The organism is Bradyrhizobium sp. USDA 4503 (genome assembly GCF_054055815.1).
In genome coordinates this window covers 3,912,494-3,927,754 of sequence record NZ_JBSRXS010000001.1, presented here as the reverse complement: position 1 = coordinate 3,927,754, position 15,261 = coordinate 3,912,494, and the positions used below count along the sequence as shown (strand labels likewise).

General features: G+C 65.8%; 15 protein-coding genes and 2 pseudogenes. 12 read left to right on the top strand and 5 right to left on the bottom strand.

Translation table 11 applies throughout. The features are described 5' to 3' along the window. Positions 1–6 precede the first annotated feature (6 nt). From ACVMIH_RS19075 to ACVMIH_RS19065, 3 genes and pseudogenes are all read right to left on the bottom strand, one after another. Positions 7–696, bottom strand: coding sequence for a DUF1045 domain-containing protein (locus tag ACVMIH_RS19075; RefSeq protein WP_076829018.1), 690 nt, complete (start codon positions 694–696; stop codon positions 7–9). A 9-nt stretch (positions 697–705) separates the two neighbouring features. Continuing rightward, on the bottom strand, positions 706–1,878 hold the full coding sequence (locus ACVMIH_RS19070) for an alpha-D-ribose 1-methylphosphonate 5-triphosphate diphosphatase (protein ID WP_253624198.1): 1,173 nt from the start codon (positions 1,876–1,878) through the stop codon (positions 706–708). Then, positions 1,875–2,536: pseudogene (locus ACVMIH_RS19065) on the bottom strand (chloramphenicol acetyltransferase). The gene ACVMIH_RS19070 and the pseudogene ACVMIH_RS19065 overlap by 4 nt, the downstream one beginning before the upstream one ends. 211 nt (positions 2,537–2,747) lie before the next feature. Between ACVMIH_RS19065 and phnC the strand changes: the two are divergent. The 4 genes from phnC (at position 2,748) to phnE (ACVMIH_RS19045) (ending at position 6,388) form a co-directional block, all read left to right on the top strand. Beyond that, positions 2,748–3,563, top strand: a complete 816-nt coding sequence (gene phnC, locus ACVMIH_RS19060; RefSeq protein WP_253624197.1) for a phosphonate ABC transporter ATP-binding protein — start codon at positions 2,748–2,750, stop codon at positions 3,561–3,563. Between the two features lie 79 nt (positions 3,564–3,642). Beyond that, positions 3,643–4,575, top strand: coding sequence for a phosphonate ABC transporter substrate-binding protein (gene phnD / locus ACVMIH_RS19055; RefSeq protein ID WP_057018814.1), 933 nt, complete (start codon positions 3,643–3,645; stop codon positions 4,573–4,575). A gap of 83 nt (positions 4,576–4,658) precedes the next feature. Beyond that, on the top strand, positions 4,659–5,543 hold the full coding sequence (gene phnE, locus ACVMIH_RS19050) for a phosphonate ABC transporter, permease protein PhnE (RefSeq protein WP_057018813.1): 885 nt from the start codon (positions 4,659–4,661) through the stop codon (positions 5,541–5,543). Continuing rightward, positions 5,540–6,388, top strand: a complete 849-nt coding sequence (phnE, locus tag ACVMIH_RS19045; RefSeq protein WP_456862948.1) for a phosphonate ABC transporter, permease protein PhnE — start codon at positions 5,540–5,542, stop codon at positions 6,386–6,388. The genes phnE (ACVMIH_RS19050) and phnE (ACVMIH_RS19045) overlap by 4 nt, the downstream gene beginning before the upstream one ends. A gap of 49 nt (positions 6,389–6,437) precedes the next feature. On the opposite strand, the gene ACVMIH_RS19040 is transcribed toward phnE (ACVMIH_RS19045), so the two are convergent. Beyond that, the gene (locus ACVMIH_RS19040; RefSeq protein ID WP_456866514.1) at positions 6,438–8,144 is read right to left on the bottom strand and encodes a Na/Pi cotransporter family protein; all 1,707 of its coding nucleotides are present in this window, start codon (positions 8,142–8,144) and stop codon (positions 6,438–6,440) included. A gap of 346 nt (positions 8,145–8,490) precedes the next feature. On the opposite strand from ACVMIH_RS19040, the gene ACVMIH_RS19035 reads away from it, so the two are divergent. Both ACVMIH_RS19035 and ACVMIH_RS19030 read left to right on the top strand, forming a co-directional pair. Further along, on the top strand, positions 8,491–8,991 hold the full coding sequence (locus ACVMIH_RS19035) for a DUF1269 domain-containing protein (protein ID WP_076829007.1): 501 nt from the start codon (positions 8,491–8,493) through the stop codon (positions 8,989–8,991). A gap of 565 nt (positions 8,992–9,556) precedes the next feature. Continuing rightward, positions 9,557–9,746: pseudogene (locus ACVMIH_RS19030) on the top strand (patatin-like phospholipase family protein); the annotation flags it as partial. 100 nt (positions 9,747–9,846) lie between these two features. On the opposite strand, the gene phnF reads toward ACVMIH_RS19030, so the two are convergent. Then, the gene (gene phnF / locus ACVMIH_RS19025) at positions 9,847–10,572 is read right to left on the bottom strand and encodes a phosphonate metabolism transcriptional regulator PhnF (RefSeq protein WP_028334541.1); all 726 of its coding nucleotides are present in this window, start codon (positions 10,570–10,572) and stop codon (positions 9,847–9,849) included. 128 nt (positions 10,573–10,700) lie between these two features. On the opposite strand from phnF, the gene phnG reads away from it, so the two are divergent. The 6 genes from phnG to phnL are packed head-to-tail and all read left to right on the top strand — an operon-like array spanning position 10,701 to position 15,260. Further along, positions 10,701–11,162: a phosphonate C-P lyase system protein PhnG gene (phnG, locus tag ACVMIH_RS19020; protein ID WP_141341820.1), complete on the top strand. Its 462-nt coding sequence runs from the start codon at positions 10,701–10,703 to the stop codon at positions 11,160–11,162. A 4-nt stretch (positions 11,163–11,166) separates the two neighbouring features. Continuing rightward, positions 11,167–11,775 (top strand): phosphonate C-P lyase system protein PhnH, encoded by a 609-nt coding sequence (gene phnH, locus ACVMIH_RS19015; protein WP_456862945.1) that lies wholly within the window; start codon positions 11,167–11,169, stop codon positions 11,773–11,775. Between the two features lie 3 nt (positions 11,776–11,778). Further along, entirely contained in the window at positions 11,779–12,882 is a 1,104-nt protein-coding gene (locus tag ACVMIH_RS19010; RefSeq protein WP_456862943.1) for a carbon-phosphorus lyase complex subunit PhnI, read from the top strand. Beyond that, positions 12,879–13,763 (top strand): alpha-D-ribose 1-methylphosphonate 5-phosphate C-P-lyase PhnJ, encoded by an 885-nt coding sequence (locus ACVMIH_RS19005; protein WP_016846424.1) that lies wholly within the window; start codon positions 12,879–12,881, stop codon positions 13,761–13,763. Before ACVMIH_RS19010 ends, ACVMIH_RS19005 begins: the two co-directional genes overlap by 4 nt. Continuing rightward, positions 13,756–14,553, top strand: a complete 798-nt coding sequence (phnK, locus tag ACVMIH_RS19000) for a phosphonate C-P lyase system protein PhnK (protein ID WP_028339544.1) — start codon at positions 13,756–13,758, stop codon at positions 14,551–14,553. Before ACVMIH_RS19005 ends, phnK begins: the two co-directional genes overlap by 8 nt. A gap of 8 nt (positions 14,554–14,561) precedes the next feature. Then, positions 14,562–15,260, top strand: a complete 699-nt coding sequence (gene phnL, locus ACVMIH_RS18995) for a phosphonate C-P lyase system protein PhnL (RefSeq protein ID WP_057015437.1) — start codon at positions 14,562–14,564, stop codon at positions 15,258–15,260. Position 15,261: the final 1 nt, after the last annotated feature.

Here is a 15,261-nt window from a genome sequence, read left to right as displayed (position 1 = left end):
CGCGCGCTACGCCCGCAACGGCCAGCTGCCGATGATGCGGAAGCGCGATGCGCTGTCGGTCTGCTTGAACAGCGCGATGCGGTCGATTGCGAGCCGCGCGAGGTCGATCGCCGCGAACCGTGAGCGCAGCTGCGCCACGATCGGGCCGCGCCGCTCGTCGCTCAGCCGCCCTGTCAGCGTCATGTGGAAGCGGAACTCCTCCATGACGTAGGGATAGCCCCAGCGGTCGAGATAGTCGCACTGCCGCGCGGTGAGTTTCTCTGGCCTGCGGCGCGCGCGATCTTCCGGCGTCAGCGGCGCGCGGAACGCGTCGAATTCGGTGACGCAATCGGCGGCAAGCTGCTGCAGATCATCCGAGCGGCTGGCCGGGATCACCGCGATGAAGCCGCTGATCGCATCGACCACCGGTTCGATCACCGGAATGCGCCGCGCGCGGCCGGCGAAGGCGGCACAGGCATCGAGAAGCTCGGCCTCGCTTCGACCGTCGGCGAGCGCGGTGGGCGCTTTCAGCGTGGCGTGGAATCCATACTTGCGCGGATCTTCGGTGATCTCGCGCCAGTCCGGCGTGACGCCTTCGGGAAACGGCAGGTCGTCGCCCGACACCGCATCGTAACCGAGCAGTGTCGAACCGAAGCGGTGCAGGACGCTGTCGGGTGACGGCGCATAATAGATCGCGTAGCGCGGAGTGCTGGCCATGGGACTGGGCTACGCCGCCGCAACCGTCTTGCGCGGCGCGAGCGAATGAACGAGGCAGCTCGCGTCCGCCAGGTGCACCAGCCGTCCGGCCGCTATCACGGCGACGATGCGCGGCCGCAGCGGCACCTTGTCGTCGACGACGATGATGTCGGCACGGCGGCCCGCGGCGAGCACGCCGCGATCGGCGAGCCCGGCCGCGCGGGCCGCCGCCGACGAGATCAGGTCCCAGGCCCTGGCGAGCGGCAGGATGCCGTCGTCGGCGAGGCGGAACGCCGCGAGCAGCTGCGCCGGATAGTAATAGTCCGACGCCAGCACCGAGCAGAGGCCCTGTGCGATCATGTCGGATGCCTTGGTCCAGCCGGTATGGCTGCCGCCGCGCACCACATTGGGCGCGCCGAACACGATGAAATCGCCCGCCGCGGCGGCGTCGCGCGCGGTCTCCTCGTTGACAGGGAATTCGGCGATCGTGGCGCCGAGCGCGCGAAACTCCTGGCGCATCGCCGGGCTGTTGTCGTCGTGCGAGAGCATGCGGATATCGGCCGCGCGCGCGGCAGCGGCCAGTCGCGCTATCGAGGCCGGCACCTCGGGGCGACGCGCCACGATCCGGTCGAGCATGTCGTTGACGGCCTCGACGGAGAGCCCGGTGCGCTCGGCCAGCTGGTTGCGCTTCTTCGGCTTGACGTTGCTGTGGTCGTTGAAGGCGAACAGGTCGATGCGGCCTTCACTGAGCCATTGAATGATCTCGGCCTCGGCCTCGAGATTGTGGGTCTCGTGGCGCAGGTGGAAGCGGGTGTCGGCGGCGAGGTGCGGCCGCAGCGCCTCGATCGCATCGAGCAGCTTGCGCGCATTCTCCGCGCTGCGCAGGCCGGGCTCCCACGACCAGGTCGTGCCGTGGAACACGGTGGTGATGCCGTTGGCGATCGCCTGCCGGTCGCTGTCGATCAGCGCCACGTCGGTCGGGAAGTCGACGCCGGGGCGCGGCATCATCTGCCGCTCGAACGCATCGCCATGCAGGTCGATGATGCCGGGCAGCACCAGGAGGCCACTAGCATCGATGTGAAGCGCGGCGCGACCCTGCTCGGCGTCGAGCGCGCCGATGTCGCGACCAGCGGTCCGCAGCGAGGTCTCGACCAAGGCGCCGTCAACCAGCGTGCGCCCGCCCTCGATGAAAATGTCCGTCACGATGCGGCGCTCCGTTGTTTGGCTTGTGATTGGGATACGGCCTTGGCCTCATGCTTGTCGAGGAATTCCTCGACCGCGAGCTTGCGAAAGTCGGGCAGGACGCGGCGGAGCGTCTCGTGATCCCAGTCCCACCATGCGAGCGCGGCGAGGCGGTCGGCGATCGTCTCGGAGAAGCGCCGCTTCACCGGCCGCGCCGGATTACCGGCCACGATGGTGTAGCCGGGAACGTCCTTGGTCACGATCGCGCCGGCGGCGACGACGGCGCCGGTTCCGACGTTCCGTCCTGGTAACAGGATCGCACCATGACCGATCCAGACGTCATGGCCGATATGCACGTGATGCGCACGTCGCCAGTTGAAGAAGTCGGTGTCGTCGCTCTCTCCGGGGAAATACGCGCTGGCGCGGTAGGTGAAATGCGCCTGAGTCGCGCGATGCATCGGGTGGTTGCCGGGGTTGATGCGGGTCATCGCTTCGAGCAGAACTTGCCGATCGAGGTGTAGGTGATCTGGCTGTCGTTCACGACGTAGGAATAGTCATCCATGCTCACTTCAAGCAGGATCGTGCGCGCGCCGACCTCGGTATATTTGCCGAGCTTGCTCTCACGGACCGACGCGGTCGGGTCGACGGTCGGCACAACCGAGAGTGTTTTTCCGGCCATCAGGGCCTCCGCAAATCTTCAAGAATCTTGGGCTTCCGGGGGATGCGCGCTCGTCATCGGGATGCTTGATGACAACATCATGACGTTGCGATGACGGCAAGGGAGCGACAAGGGAGGGGTGTGGACGATCGCCGCACCGCAGCGCTGTCGTCACATAACTGTAAAACGCCGGGGATAGCGATGGCCCAACGAGGCGCGGTTGGAGCATTACATGCTGGTGGTGGAAGGTTTGACGTGCCGTTTCGGCACGAAAGCCGCAGTCGACAACGCGTCCTTTTCGATCGCGCCGGGCAGCTTTGTCGGCGTGATCGGCCGCTCCGGCGCCGGCAAGTCGACGCTGCTGCGGATGATCAACTGTCTCGCCGATCCGACCTCCGGCCGTATCCTGTTCGAGGGCACCGACGTCACCGCGTTGCGCGGCAAGGAACTGCGGCGGTGGCGCGCGCGCTCGGCGATGATCTTCCAGCAGTTCAATCTGGTCGGCCGCCTTGATGTGCTGACCAACGTGCTGATGGGCCGACTGGCCCAAATTCCGTCATGGCGCTCGCTGGCGCAGGTCTGGCCGGAGCAGGACAGGGCGCTCGCACTGTCGGCGCTCGAGCAATTCGACATCGCCCAGCTGGCGGCACAGCGCGCCGACCAGCTCTCCGGCGGCCAGCAGCAACGCGTCGCGATCGCCCGCGCGCTGGTGCAGGAGCCCGACATCATTCTCGCCGACGAGCCGATCGCCTCGCTCGATCCGCGCAACACCAAGATCGTGATGGACGCGCTGCTGCGCATCAACAAGCATTTCGGCATCACAGTGCTTTGCAATCTGCACTCGCTCGACCTGGCGCGGACCTATTGCGACCGCCTGGTCGGCATGGCCGCAGGTCGCGTGGTGTTCGATGGCGCCCCCGCGGCGCTCACCGACCATATCGCCCGCGAGCTCTATGACCTCGAGGCCAATGACGTCATCGGCGCAGCACCGCTGCCCGCGCCCGACGATGCAACTGCGCCGGCACTCGGCACCGCAGCCGCGGCCTGAGCGTCGCGCATTTTTCAATCTGGGAGGCCGGGCATTTTGCCCGGCCAACAGGTGCAACTACAACAAAAGAGGGGTAGTCATGTTCACTCGTCGCATCATTCTGGCTGGCGCCGCTGCGCTGGCATTTGCCGGTTCGGCCTCCGCGCAGGACTGGAAGGCAAAGTATCCGGAGCTCACCTTCGCGGTGGTGCCGGCCGAGAACGCCTCCGGCGTCACCGAGCGCTGGACGCCGTTCGTGGCGTATCTGTCGAAGGAACTCGGCGTGAAGGTCACACTGCGCATCGCCAACGACTACGCGGCCGTCATCGAAGGCCAGCGCGCCGGCAACATCCAGATCGCCAGCTACGGCTCGGCCTCGTTCTCTCGCGCGCGCTTGACCGGCGTCAAGACCGACGCGTTCGCCAACGATATGAACGCCGACGGTTCGACCGGCTATTACTCGGTGTTCTTCGTCAAGGCGTCGAGCCCGTACAAGACCGTCGAGGACCTGAAGGGCAAGAATCTCGGCCTGGTCGATCCGAACTCGACGTCCGGCAACAACGTGCCGCGCTTCGAACTGAACAAGATGGGCATCGCGAACGCCGAAGGCTTTTTCGGCAAGGTCGTGTTCACCGGCAGCCACGAGAACGCCGTCCTGGCGCTGTCGCAGGGAACCGTTGATGTGGCCGCCAACCAGTGGACCAACGAGGACGATTCCACGCTCGCCCAGATGCTGACCAAGGGCATGCTGAAGAATGCCGACGGCTCGGCGATGAAGAAGGATGATTTCCGCATCATCCACAAGTCGGCGCTGATCATCAACGGCCCCTATGCGTACAACACCGATCTTCCGGAGGACCTGAAGGCCGCGATCGCAAAGGCCTTCTTCGACGCCCCGACCAAGGACAAGGCCGCCTTCGACCGTCTGTCCGACGGTCAGAAGAAGGGCTTCCATCCCGCCACCACCAAGGATTGGGACGGCACCATCGAGCTGATCAAGTTCGTCGACGGTTTGCGAAAGAAGGCGAGCTGATCGCACGCCTGACGTCACGAGGGTCGGGCGTATAGCCCGGCCCTTTCTCTCCACTCAACTCCGAACCGGATTGGCACGCGTCGATGGCGACCGCCGTATCCATTCTTCCAGCGCAGCAACTGGCGACGCTGGGGGACGCCTACCGCAAGTCCGTCGCACGCAAGCGGTTGAAGGCCGCGCTGGCAACGGCGGCATTCTGTGCGGTGCTGGTGATCGCGGCGTTCGGCGCGGAAGTGAACCTGCGCACGCTGTTCACCTATTTCGGCAATTTCGTCAGCTATTTCGATCGCATCCTGACGCTGGATTCCGGCGCGCGGGTCTGGACCGATCCCGCCGAATGGTTCTGGGGTTGGCATAAGTGGCTGAAGATGCTCGGCGAGACGATCCTGATCAGCTATGTCGGCACGCTGACGGGTGCCGTGCTCGCCTTCGCGCTCAATTTCTTCGCGGCCCAGAATACGTCGCCGGGCCCGTGGGTACGTTTCACGATCCGCCGCCTGCTGGAATTCGCCCGCACCGTCCCCGGCATCGTGTTCGCGCTGATCTTCGTGATCGCGTTCGGCCTCGGGCCGATGGCCGGCGTGCTGGCGATCGCGATCCACACCACCGGGGCGCTCGGCAAGCTGTTCGCCGAGATCGTCGAGAATGCCGACATGAAGCCGGTCGAGGGCATCCGCTCCACCGGCGCGAGCTGGCTGTCCTGCATGCGCTTTGCCGTGCTGCCGCAGGTCTCGGCCGGCTATGCCAGCTATGCGCTGCTGCGCTTCGAGATCAACGTCCGCGAGGCGTCGGTGATGGGCTTCGTCGGCGCCGGCGGCATCGGCCAGGAGCTGGTGGTCGCGATCCGCAAGTTCTACTATTCCGACGTCAGCGCCATCCTCATCACCATCATCGTCACCGTCTTCATCATCGATATCTCGACCGGCTGGCTGCGCGGCCGGCTGTTCGGCAAGGAGACCCGTCGATGAGCCAGATGCCGAGGCCGGACACCGCGGAACTGCGCGCGAAGTACCCCGACGTCTTCGAACGTCCCACATCGGCACGGCTGGCGATGCCGGCCATGATCGTGGCGGCGCTCGCGATCTTCGTGTTCGGACTGGTCGATCTCGATTTCTCGCCGTCCAGGCTGATCGCGGGCCTCGGCCAGCTCGGCTGGATCACGATGCTGATGCTCCCGCCGAATCCGGGCTCGTCGTTCCCGCTCTACATGCAGGCGCTCGGCGAGACGCTGTCGATCGCGGTGCTCGGCACCACGCTTGCCGCGCTGCTGGCGCTGCCGGTCAGCCTGCTGGCGGCGCGCAACATCATCCCCTCGAACCTGATCCGCTTTCCGGTGCGCCGCTTCCTCGATTCGATCCGCGGCGTCGATACGCTGATCTGGGCGCTGGTCTGGATCAACGTCGTCGGCCTCGGCCCGTTCGCGGGCGTGCTCGCGATCATGGTGTCGGACTTCGGTGCGTTCGGAAAGCTGTTCTCGGAGGCGATCGAGGCCGCGGATCGCAAGCAGGTCGAGGGCATCCGCGCCTCCGGCGGCAACGCGCTGCACGAGATCCGCTTCGGCCTGCTGCCGCAGGTGCTGCCCGTGATCGCCGGGCAGCTGCTCTACTTCATCGAGTCGAATACCCGTTCGGCCACCATCATCGGCATCGTCGGCGCCGGCGGCATTGGGTTGCAGCTCGCCGAGCAGATCCGTGTGCTGGAATGGCAGAAGGTATCGTTCCTGATCCTGATGATCCTGATCGCGGTTGCCGCGATCGACTTCATCTCGAGCAAGCTGCGCTTTGCGATCATCGGCCAGCGCGCCGTGGTGTAGGACCCTGCCTCGCCCTGCTCTTGCGGGGGGCCTCGAGTTTTGTACCGCACTATGCGCTGCGATCGTGAAGATGCGCGACGGAGCGCCAGGCGTGATGCGTGAGCGTTTCAAGGCGCCGTACGGTATCGACGCGAGCGATTGCGTCGTCCGCGATCGTCGTTCCATTCGCCACTGAGTCGAGCGTGGCCTTGCGGTGGTCTCTCCGCACTTCGCCGAGTGCTTTCGCGCAGTGTTCCAGATGCGCAAGGGCCTGCTCGGTCGATGTCCTGGCTGTGGCGAGTGCCTTTTCTGGGTGGAGCGACCGCGTCGGCGCAGTTCTCGGCTTGATCTTTCTGGCGGAATCGGAAGCGTCGGGCACGACGGCGACTTCAGCGGCGAGCGATGCCGCGCTACGCATGGCCTCCACGCAGAGTTCCACCGCGCGCATGTCCTGGGAGCCGCTGGGGAGCCGACCGAGTTCGATTTCCTCGCCGAAGGTTTCGGCCAGGCGAGACGCGTGGTCAAGTGCATGTACCGTGCTGGTGAGCCGCCGCTGCTCATTCTGCGATTCAGGAGGTCCACTTACTTCTGACATGAACTCCTGCGCCTGGCGCAGGGCAGAGGCAGCTTCCCCCGCTGGCACTGTGTTCTGTCTCGCCGGGACGGAGGCGTCCTGACTCGCTGCTGACAGTGCTGTCGCCAATGATCCGCACATCGCTTCAAGCGCGCGCGCGACCGTGCGTCGCACTGCCTCGACGGTTGCGATCGGGGTCGCGAGCGCTGCCGGATCGAGGCACCTGGTCAGCGGTGAGCCTCGTTCGGGCAGGATGCGCTCGACGAACCGGGTAAAGCCATTGATCACAGGCAGCAGCACCAGGACGCCGATGACGTTGTAGGCGGTGTGATAAGCTGCAAGCAGCGTTACACCACCAATGCTGTCTGAGGCGCGGACCAGAAGGGGAATGGTCACGGGGAAGAGCACCAGCGCAATAGCCGCCGCAATCAGCTTGAACAGGATGTACGCCAAGGCCAATCGCTTGGCGGTGCTGCTCGCGCCGATTGCCGCCATGGCGGAACTGGTCGCCGTTCCGATGTTCTGCCCAATGATCAGTGCGCATGCCTGGTCTAGGCCGATGGCTCCAGCATAGTGTGCCGAGAGCGTCACCGCGATAGCCGCGGTCGACGATTGCATCACGGCGGTCATCACCAGTCCGACGACGGCCAGCGCCAGCACCCCGCACAAGCCGGCCCACCAGGTGGCGCCGAGAACGGCCGGCAAGTCCGCCGGGTGCAACCGTTCGGCTAGTCCTCCCATGCCCTGCTGCAGGGTCGTCAGCGCGAACAGCACCAGCGCGAACCCCGCAAGGGCTGCTCCCGCTGCGGATACACGGCCACCGCCCAACAGCTTGATCAATGCGCCGACGAAAATCATCGGGAGCGCCGCGGCCGTGAGGGAGACGCGAACGCCGATCAGCGCAACGAGCCAGCCGGTTCCCGTGGTTCCGACGTTCGCACCGAACACCAGGGCCAGCCCTTGTGGAAAGGTCAGCACGCCCGCGCTTACCAGACCGATGGTGGTCATCGTCGTGGCGCTGGACGATTGCACGATCAAGGTCACGATGGCGCCCCACAGCGCCCCGGATAGCGGGCTCGCTGCTGCCTTGCTCAGGACTGTCCGCAATTTGGATCCGGCGAGTCCCTTGAGGCCGGCGGTCATGACGCTCATGCCAAGCAGGAACAAACCAACTCCACCGAGGACCGAGATCGCCGTCGAGATGCGTGCTCTCTTCGCAGTGCACCGACAATTGAACCAATCAACCTAAAGCAGCGGCGCCCTGAAGTCAGCACGGGATGAGGATTTGTCATCCGGCCGATCCCGCGACGGCTTTTTGGTCGCACGGGTCGAACTCAGAAGGGCGCGGCACACAGGCTTGCGGCGAGTCCTTGTTCGAGACACATGCGACAATGTCGCTTACTCAATTGCACCGAGCGCTAAAAACATCTCGGGATTGTGAAGCTGCGTGCATGATTGCGCGGCAAGAGACTTTCGGGTCTGTGCTAAGTTTCGGCCGTGCATCACGCGCGGAATAGGGGCAGCACTTCGAGCCATCAGGGAGTGTTCAATGTCAGATCTCGTTGCGATCGTGTACCCATCCGAAGTCAAAGCAGAGGAAGTTCGGCAAAAAATACTCAAGCTTCAGAGCGAGTACCTGATCACGATCAGCGATGCCGTGATCGCAGTCAAAACCGGGGACGCTGTAAAGCTCAATCAGCTCGTGAACACCACCATGACCGGCGCCGCCAGTGGCAGCTTCTGGGGACTGCTCTTGGGGATGGTATTCCTGAATCCCCTTCTCGGCGTGGCGCTCGGAGCCGGCGCAGGCGCTTTGAGCGGTGCGCTGACCGATTTCGGGATCAGAGACCAGTTCATGAAGGATCTCGCGTCGAAGGTGAAATCGGGAGATGCCGTTCTGTTCCTGCTGATCAAGTCCATGACCTCAGACAAGGTTCTCAATGCGATCAAGGATGCCGGAGGGATCGTCCTGACGACCTCGCTCGATGAAAAGAAGGAGCAGCACCTTCGCGACGCGCTCGCAGCCGCAACCCAGGCCAAGGCTGCCTAGTCGCCGATCTTGTGGCGGCCTAATACGCTGCGGACTTGCGTGGGGATCAGTGCGCAACAGCATCGGTCCTTGGGCGGATCGCCAGCGATGAGGTTGGCTGCGGCGTTCGGCTCCGCGGTCGCTTCCCTTCCGCGCAGCCAGGAGCCGGGAGAAAATCATGCGCAAATTGTTTCTATGGGGCCTAGCACTTGGGATTGCTTCGGTGGCGATCACGGCGACCAGCGGTCGTTCGCAGGCCGGCCTCATTGCGCCGCTGGGTCTGCGCCAGGCCGCCGACGAGCTTCGTCTCGCGGAAACTGTCCAATTCACCTGGAGGGGCCACCGCTACTGTTGGTACAGCAGGGGATGGCGCGGCGGCGGTTGGTATCGGTGTGGTTTTGGTTCAAGGCGCGGCATGGGTTGGGGTGGTCCGGCGGGATGGCACGGATGGCGACGGCCAGGCCACCGCCCGGTCACTCGGCCTCCGAGACCTGGGCGGCCAGGAATCGAGCGTCCGCAACCACTCCCGCAACCGCTTCCCGGCAGGAGCTGATGGCTGCTTTGTCTATCGTTCGCCGGCCGCGACGTGGCCGCACGCCAGTCGGAGCCCCGCCATGTCCTTGAAGGAGCCGCAAACACGCGCGGGCCAAGTGCGCGATACCGTGCTGGTCGATCTCGCGCTGGAGGGCAGTGGATCGTACCGCGCTTTTACCTGGGGGGTGCTCGATCGGCTCATGGATGAGCCGTGGTTGCGCAGCGAGGCAATATCGGGCACCTGACGACGACCAACGTTCATACTGGCCGTGGTGGGCGTGTGTAACAAGACATCGGGCCTTGCAGGGCTCGACCGTTTAGTTCGGATTACAAAGGGGATTGTCAGCCGTTCTCGACCAGAAACTCCACGCGCTCGGCGGCGAAGCGCGAGCGCTTGGTCACCAGCGGCTGGTCCAGCATGTCGACGTCGGTGGCGTCGACCACCAGCACCGGCCGTCCCAGCGGCAGGTCGAGTCGCGCGGCGTCGGTCGCATCGACGATCGCCGCGGTGATCCGGGTCGAGGCGCGGTGGTAGTCCTTGACGCCGTAATGCCCGAGCAGCTTCGTCATCGAGCGGACGTTGGCGAACACGCTGCCGGCATCGGGAAACCGCTCGGCCGACAGCCAGGTGGTGGAAACGCAGATCGGCGTCCGGTCGGCGAGCCGCACCGCTTCGATCCGGATCAGCGGCGCACCGATCTTCAGGCCGAGCTCGCGCGCGATCTCGCGATTGGCGGTATCGCTGCTCGCATCGATCAGCTGGCCGCGCGGCTCGTGACCGCCGGCGCCGACGATCTCGGAGAACCGCGTGCGTGAGCGCAAGGGATAGGCGAGGCGCTGGGCTTCGACATAGGTGCCGCTGCCGCGCTCCGCGCGCACCAGGCCGCGCTCGGCCAATGCGGCGAGTGCCCGCCGCACGGTGTGCCGGTTGACCCGGTACGTCTCGGCGATCTCCATCTCGCCGGGCAGCTTTTCGCCGGCGGCGAAGCGGCCGTCAGCGATGCCGCGCTCGATGCCGTCGGCGACCTGCCGCCACAAGGCGACGCCGGAACTTTCCTGCATGCTCATGGCGCGGTGATACCAGAAATCTTTGGTTTGTCACGAAACAGTCATGGCGCTCCGCTATCAAGTTGTCTAGTATCATAGACAACTTGATGCAAGCAAGGTTGCCCAAAGGTTTGCCCATGAGTTCGACCATGAGTTCGACCGGACCAAACAGCAAACAGGCCCAGCGCAAGGCCGCGATGACGGTGCTGGCGCACGCCGCCGCTACGGACATCGCAGGCAGGCTGGCCGCGATCGCGGTGCCCGCGCATGAGAACCTGCGCGAGCCGGAAAACGGCCTTGTGATGCTGCGCGGGCGGATCGGCGGCGACGGTGCGCCATTCAATCTCGGCGAGGCGACGGTGTCGCGCGCGGCGGTGCGGCTTGCGACCGGCGAGGTCGGCTTCGGCTACACGCTCGGCCGCGACGCGCGGAAGGCGCAGATGATCGCGCTGTGCGATGCAATGGTGCAGTCGGCGGAACTGTCCGGCGAGGTGGAGGCCAAGGTGATCGCGCCGCTGCGCGTCGCCATGAACGCCGAACGCGGCCGCAAGGCGGCGGAAACCGCGGCGACGCGGGTCGATTTCTACACGATGGTGCGCGGTGAGGGATGATGCAATGACGACGATTGCCGAAATGCCCGCGGGCTTTGCCGACAAGGTGCTGTCGGCGCAGTCGACTTTCCGTTCCGTGATGGATGCGATGGCGCGCCCGGGCAGCGTGCAGCGCGTCGCCGCGAGCGTCGGAACGCCCGCCGGCATGATGCGCGGCTCGGCCGCGATCGCGCTGACGCTGTTCGATCACGACACGCCGATCTGGCTTGACGCTGCGATGTCGGCGACGCCGGACGTCGCCCGCTGGCTGAAGTTTCACGCCAGCGCGCCGGTGGTGGCCGATTCCTCGATCGCGAGCTTCGCTTTGATCGGCGATGCCGCGAGCCTGCCGGCGCTCGATCGCTTCGCATTCGGCAGCAGCGAATATCCTGACCGGTCGACCACGCTGATCCTGCAGGTCGACAGCCTGTCGCAGGGGCCGGCCTTCGAGCTGAAAGGGCCCGGTATCGACGGGAGCGCCGTGCTGCAGGCGATGCTCAAGCCGCGCGACCTGTTCCAGCGGCTTGCGATCAACGAAGCCCTGTTCCCGCGCGGCATCGATGTCGTGCTGGTCCATGACGATGCCATTGTGGCGATCCCGCGCACCACGCGGCTGATCGCAAGCGGAGTGTGAGCGATGTATGTAGCCGTCAAGGGAGGCGAGCGCGCCATCGAGAACGCCCATCGTCTGCTCGCGCATGAGCGGCGCGGCGACCGCGAGGTGCCCGAGGTGACGCTGGCACAGATTTCCGAGCAACTCGCGCTCGGCGTTGATCGCGTGATGACCGAAGGTTCGCTCTACGACCGCGAGCTCGCGGCGCTCGCGATCAAGCAGGCGCGCGGCGACATGATCGAGGCGATCTTCCTGGTCCGCGCCTTCCGCGCCACGCTGCCGCGCTTTGGCGCCACCGAGCCGGTCAACACCGGCGAGATGCAGGTGCGGCGGCGGATCTCCTCGACCTTCAAGGACGTTCCGGGCGGCCAGATCCTGGGGCCGACCTTCGACTACACCCATCGCCTGCTCGATCCGCAGCTCGCGGAAGGCTTTGTGCCGGAGCAGCCGGCGACCGCGGAGGCCTCGCAGGCCGCCACGCCGCGGGTGACCGACATTCTCGGCCGTGACGGTCTGATCGAATCCTCGCCGCAGGCAGATTGCGACACGCCGGTCGGCGACCTCACGCGCGAGCCGTTGAGCTTTCCGGCCGATCGCGATTTGCGGCTGCAGAACCTGGCGCGCGGCGATGAGGGCTTCCTGCTCGCGCTCGGCTACTCGACGCAGCGCGGCTACGGTCGCAATCACCCGTTCGCCGGCGAGATCCGCTTCGGCGAGGTCGAGGTCGAGTTCTTCGCCGAGGACGCGGGCTTTGCCGTGCCGCTGGGCTCGATCGAATTGACCGAGTGTCAGATGGTCAACCAGTTCAAGGGCTCGACGACTGAGGCGCCGTGCTTCACCCGCGGCTATGGCCTCGCCTTCGGGCAGAGCGAACGCAAGACCATGTCGATGGCGCTGGTCGATCGCGCGCTGCGTGCGCGCGAGCTCGGCGAGGAGGCGGCGGCGCCGGCGCAGGACGAGGAGTTCGTGATGTCGCACTCCGACAATGTCCAGTCGACCGGCTTTGTCGAGCATCTCAAGCTGCCGCACTATGTCGACTTCCAGTCCGAGCTCGGCCTGTTGCGCAAGCTGCGGCAGGGGTTCGCGGAAGCCAACGAGGCCGTGGAAATGCAGGAGGCCGCGGAATGAACGCGCCGACGTACAATTTCGCCTATCTCGACGAGCAGACCAAGCGGATGATCCGCCGCGCGATCCTCAAGGCGATCGCGATCCCCGGCTATCAGGTGCCGTTTGCGAGCCGCGAGATGCCGATGCCCTATGGCTGGGGCACCGGCGGCGTGCAGGTGACCGCCGCGATCCTCGGTCCCGACGACGTGCTGAAGGTGATCGACCAGGGCTCGGACGACACCACCAACGCGATCTCGATCCGCAAATTCTTCGGCAAGACCGCGGGTGTCGCGACCACGACCTCGACCACGGACGCGACCGTGATCCAGACCCGGCACCGCATTCCCGAGGCGTCGCTGCATGCCGGACAGGTGCTGGTCTATCAGGTGCCGATCCCCGAGCCGCTGCGCTTCCTCGAGCCGCGCGAGACCGAGACGCGGCGCATGCACGCGCTCGCCGAATACGGGCTGATGCACGTCAAGCTCTACGAGGACATCGCGCGCTTCGGCCATATCGCGACCGCCTACGCCTATCCGGTGAAGGTGAACGCACGCTACGTGATGGACCCGTCGCCGACGCCGAAATTCGACAATCCGAAGATGGACAATTGCGCGGCGCTGCAACTGTTCGGCGCCGGCCGCGAGAAGCGCATCTACGCGATCCCGCCCTACACCACCGTGGTGTCGCTGGACTTCGAGGATCACCCGTTCACGCGCTACCGCTTCAACGCGCCCTGCGCGCTGTGCGGCGCCGACAATTCCTATCTCGACGAGATCGTCACCGACGACAAGGGCGGGCGGATGTTCGTCTGCTCCGACACGGACTTCTGCGAGCAACGCCAGGCCGCCGGCCATCACGGCACCGAGAGCGCAGCGCCGCACAAGGAGAAGGCGCATGTCTGAGCTCTCGAGCCTCGACAACGACGAGCCGTTGCTGGTGGCCGAGGGGCTTGCCAAGAATTACGGCCGGCTTGCCGCCTGCCGCGACGTCTCGTTCGCGCTCTATCCCGGCGAGGTGCTGGCGATCGTCGGCGAGTCCGGCTCGGGCAAGTCGACGCTGCTGCAGCTGCTCTCGGCGCAGCTCGCGCCGAGCGCGGGCCGGGTGTGCTACCGGATGCGCGACGGCGTGCTGCGCGATCTCGCTGAACTCGGCGAGGCCGAGCGGCGCTTCCTGTTCCGCACCGACTGGGGCTTCGTGCACCAGGACCCGGCGCAGGGGCTGCGCATGGGCGTCTCGGCCGGCGCCAATGTCGGCGAGCGGCTGATGGCGGTCGGCTGGAATCATTACGGCCGCATCCGTGACACCGCGTCGACCTGGCTGGAGCGGGTCGAGATCGATACCGGCCGCATCGACGATGCGCCGAAGACCTATTCCGGCGGCATGCGGCAGCGGCTGCAGATCGCCCGCAACCTCGTCACCGAGCCGCGGCTGGTGTTCATGGACGAGCCGACCGGCGGCCTCGACGTCTCGGTGCAGGCCCGCCTGCTCGACCTGATGCGCAACCTCGTCAGCGAGCTCGGGCTCGCCGCGATCGTCGTGACCCACGATCTCGCCGTGGCGCGGTTGCTTTCGCATCGCGTGATGGTGATGAAGGGCGGTCGCGTCATCGAGACCGGCCTCACCGACCAGGTGCTCGACGATCCGCGTGAGCCCTATACGCAGCTGCTCGTTTCCTCGATTCTTCCGCCATGAGCGTGCCAATGACCGCGATGATCGAACTTGCCAACGCCGAGAAGACCTTCACCATGCATCTGCAGGGCGGCGTCGAACTGCCGGTGGTGCGCGGCGTCTCGTTCCACGCCGATCCGGGTGAGTGCGTGGTGCTGTCGGGCCCGTCGGGCGCCGGCAAATCCTCCATCCTGAAGATGATCTTCGGCAACTATCGCTGCGACAGCGGCCGGATCGGCATCCGCCATCACGGCATGGTTGTCGACCTTGCCACCGCCGAGCCGCGCCAGGTGCTGAGCATCCGCCGCTCGACCATCGGCTATGTCAGCCAGTTCCTGCGCGCCGTGCCGCGGGTGGCGACGATCGACGTCGTCGCCGAGCCTTTGATCGTCAACGGCGTGGCGCGCGAGGAGGCCCGCGCGCGCGCCGGCCAGCTGCTGCGCCGGCTCAACATTCCGGAGCGGCTGTGGACCTTGCCGCCCTCGACCTTCTCCGGCGGCGAGCAGCAGCGCGTCAACATCGCGCGCGGCTTCATCTCGGACCTGCCGATCCTGCTGCTGGACGAGCCGACCGCTTCGCTCGATGCGGCGAATCGCGCCGTGGTGGTCGAGCTGATCGCGGAGAAGAAAACCAAGGGCGTCGCGATGGTCGCCATTGTCCATGACGACGAAATCCGTCATCTGATTGCCGACCGCATCGTCGATGTGACCTCGTTCGCGGCTGCTGCCTGAA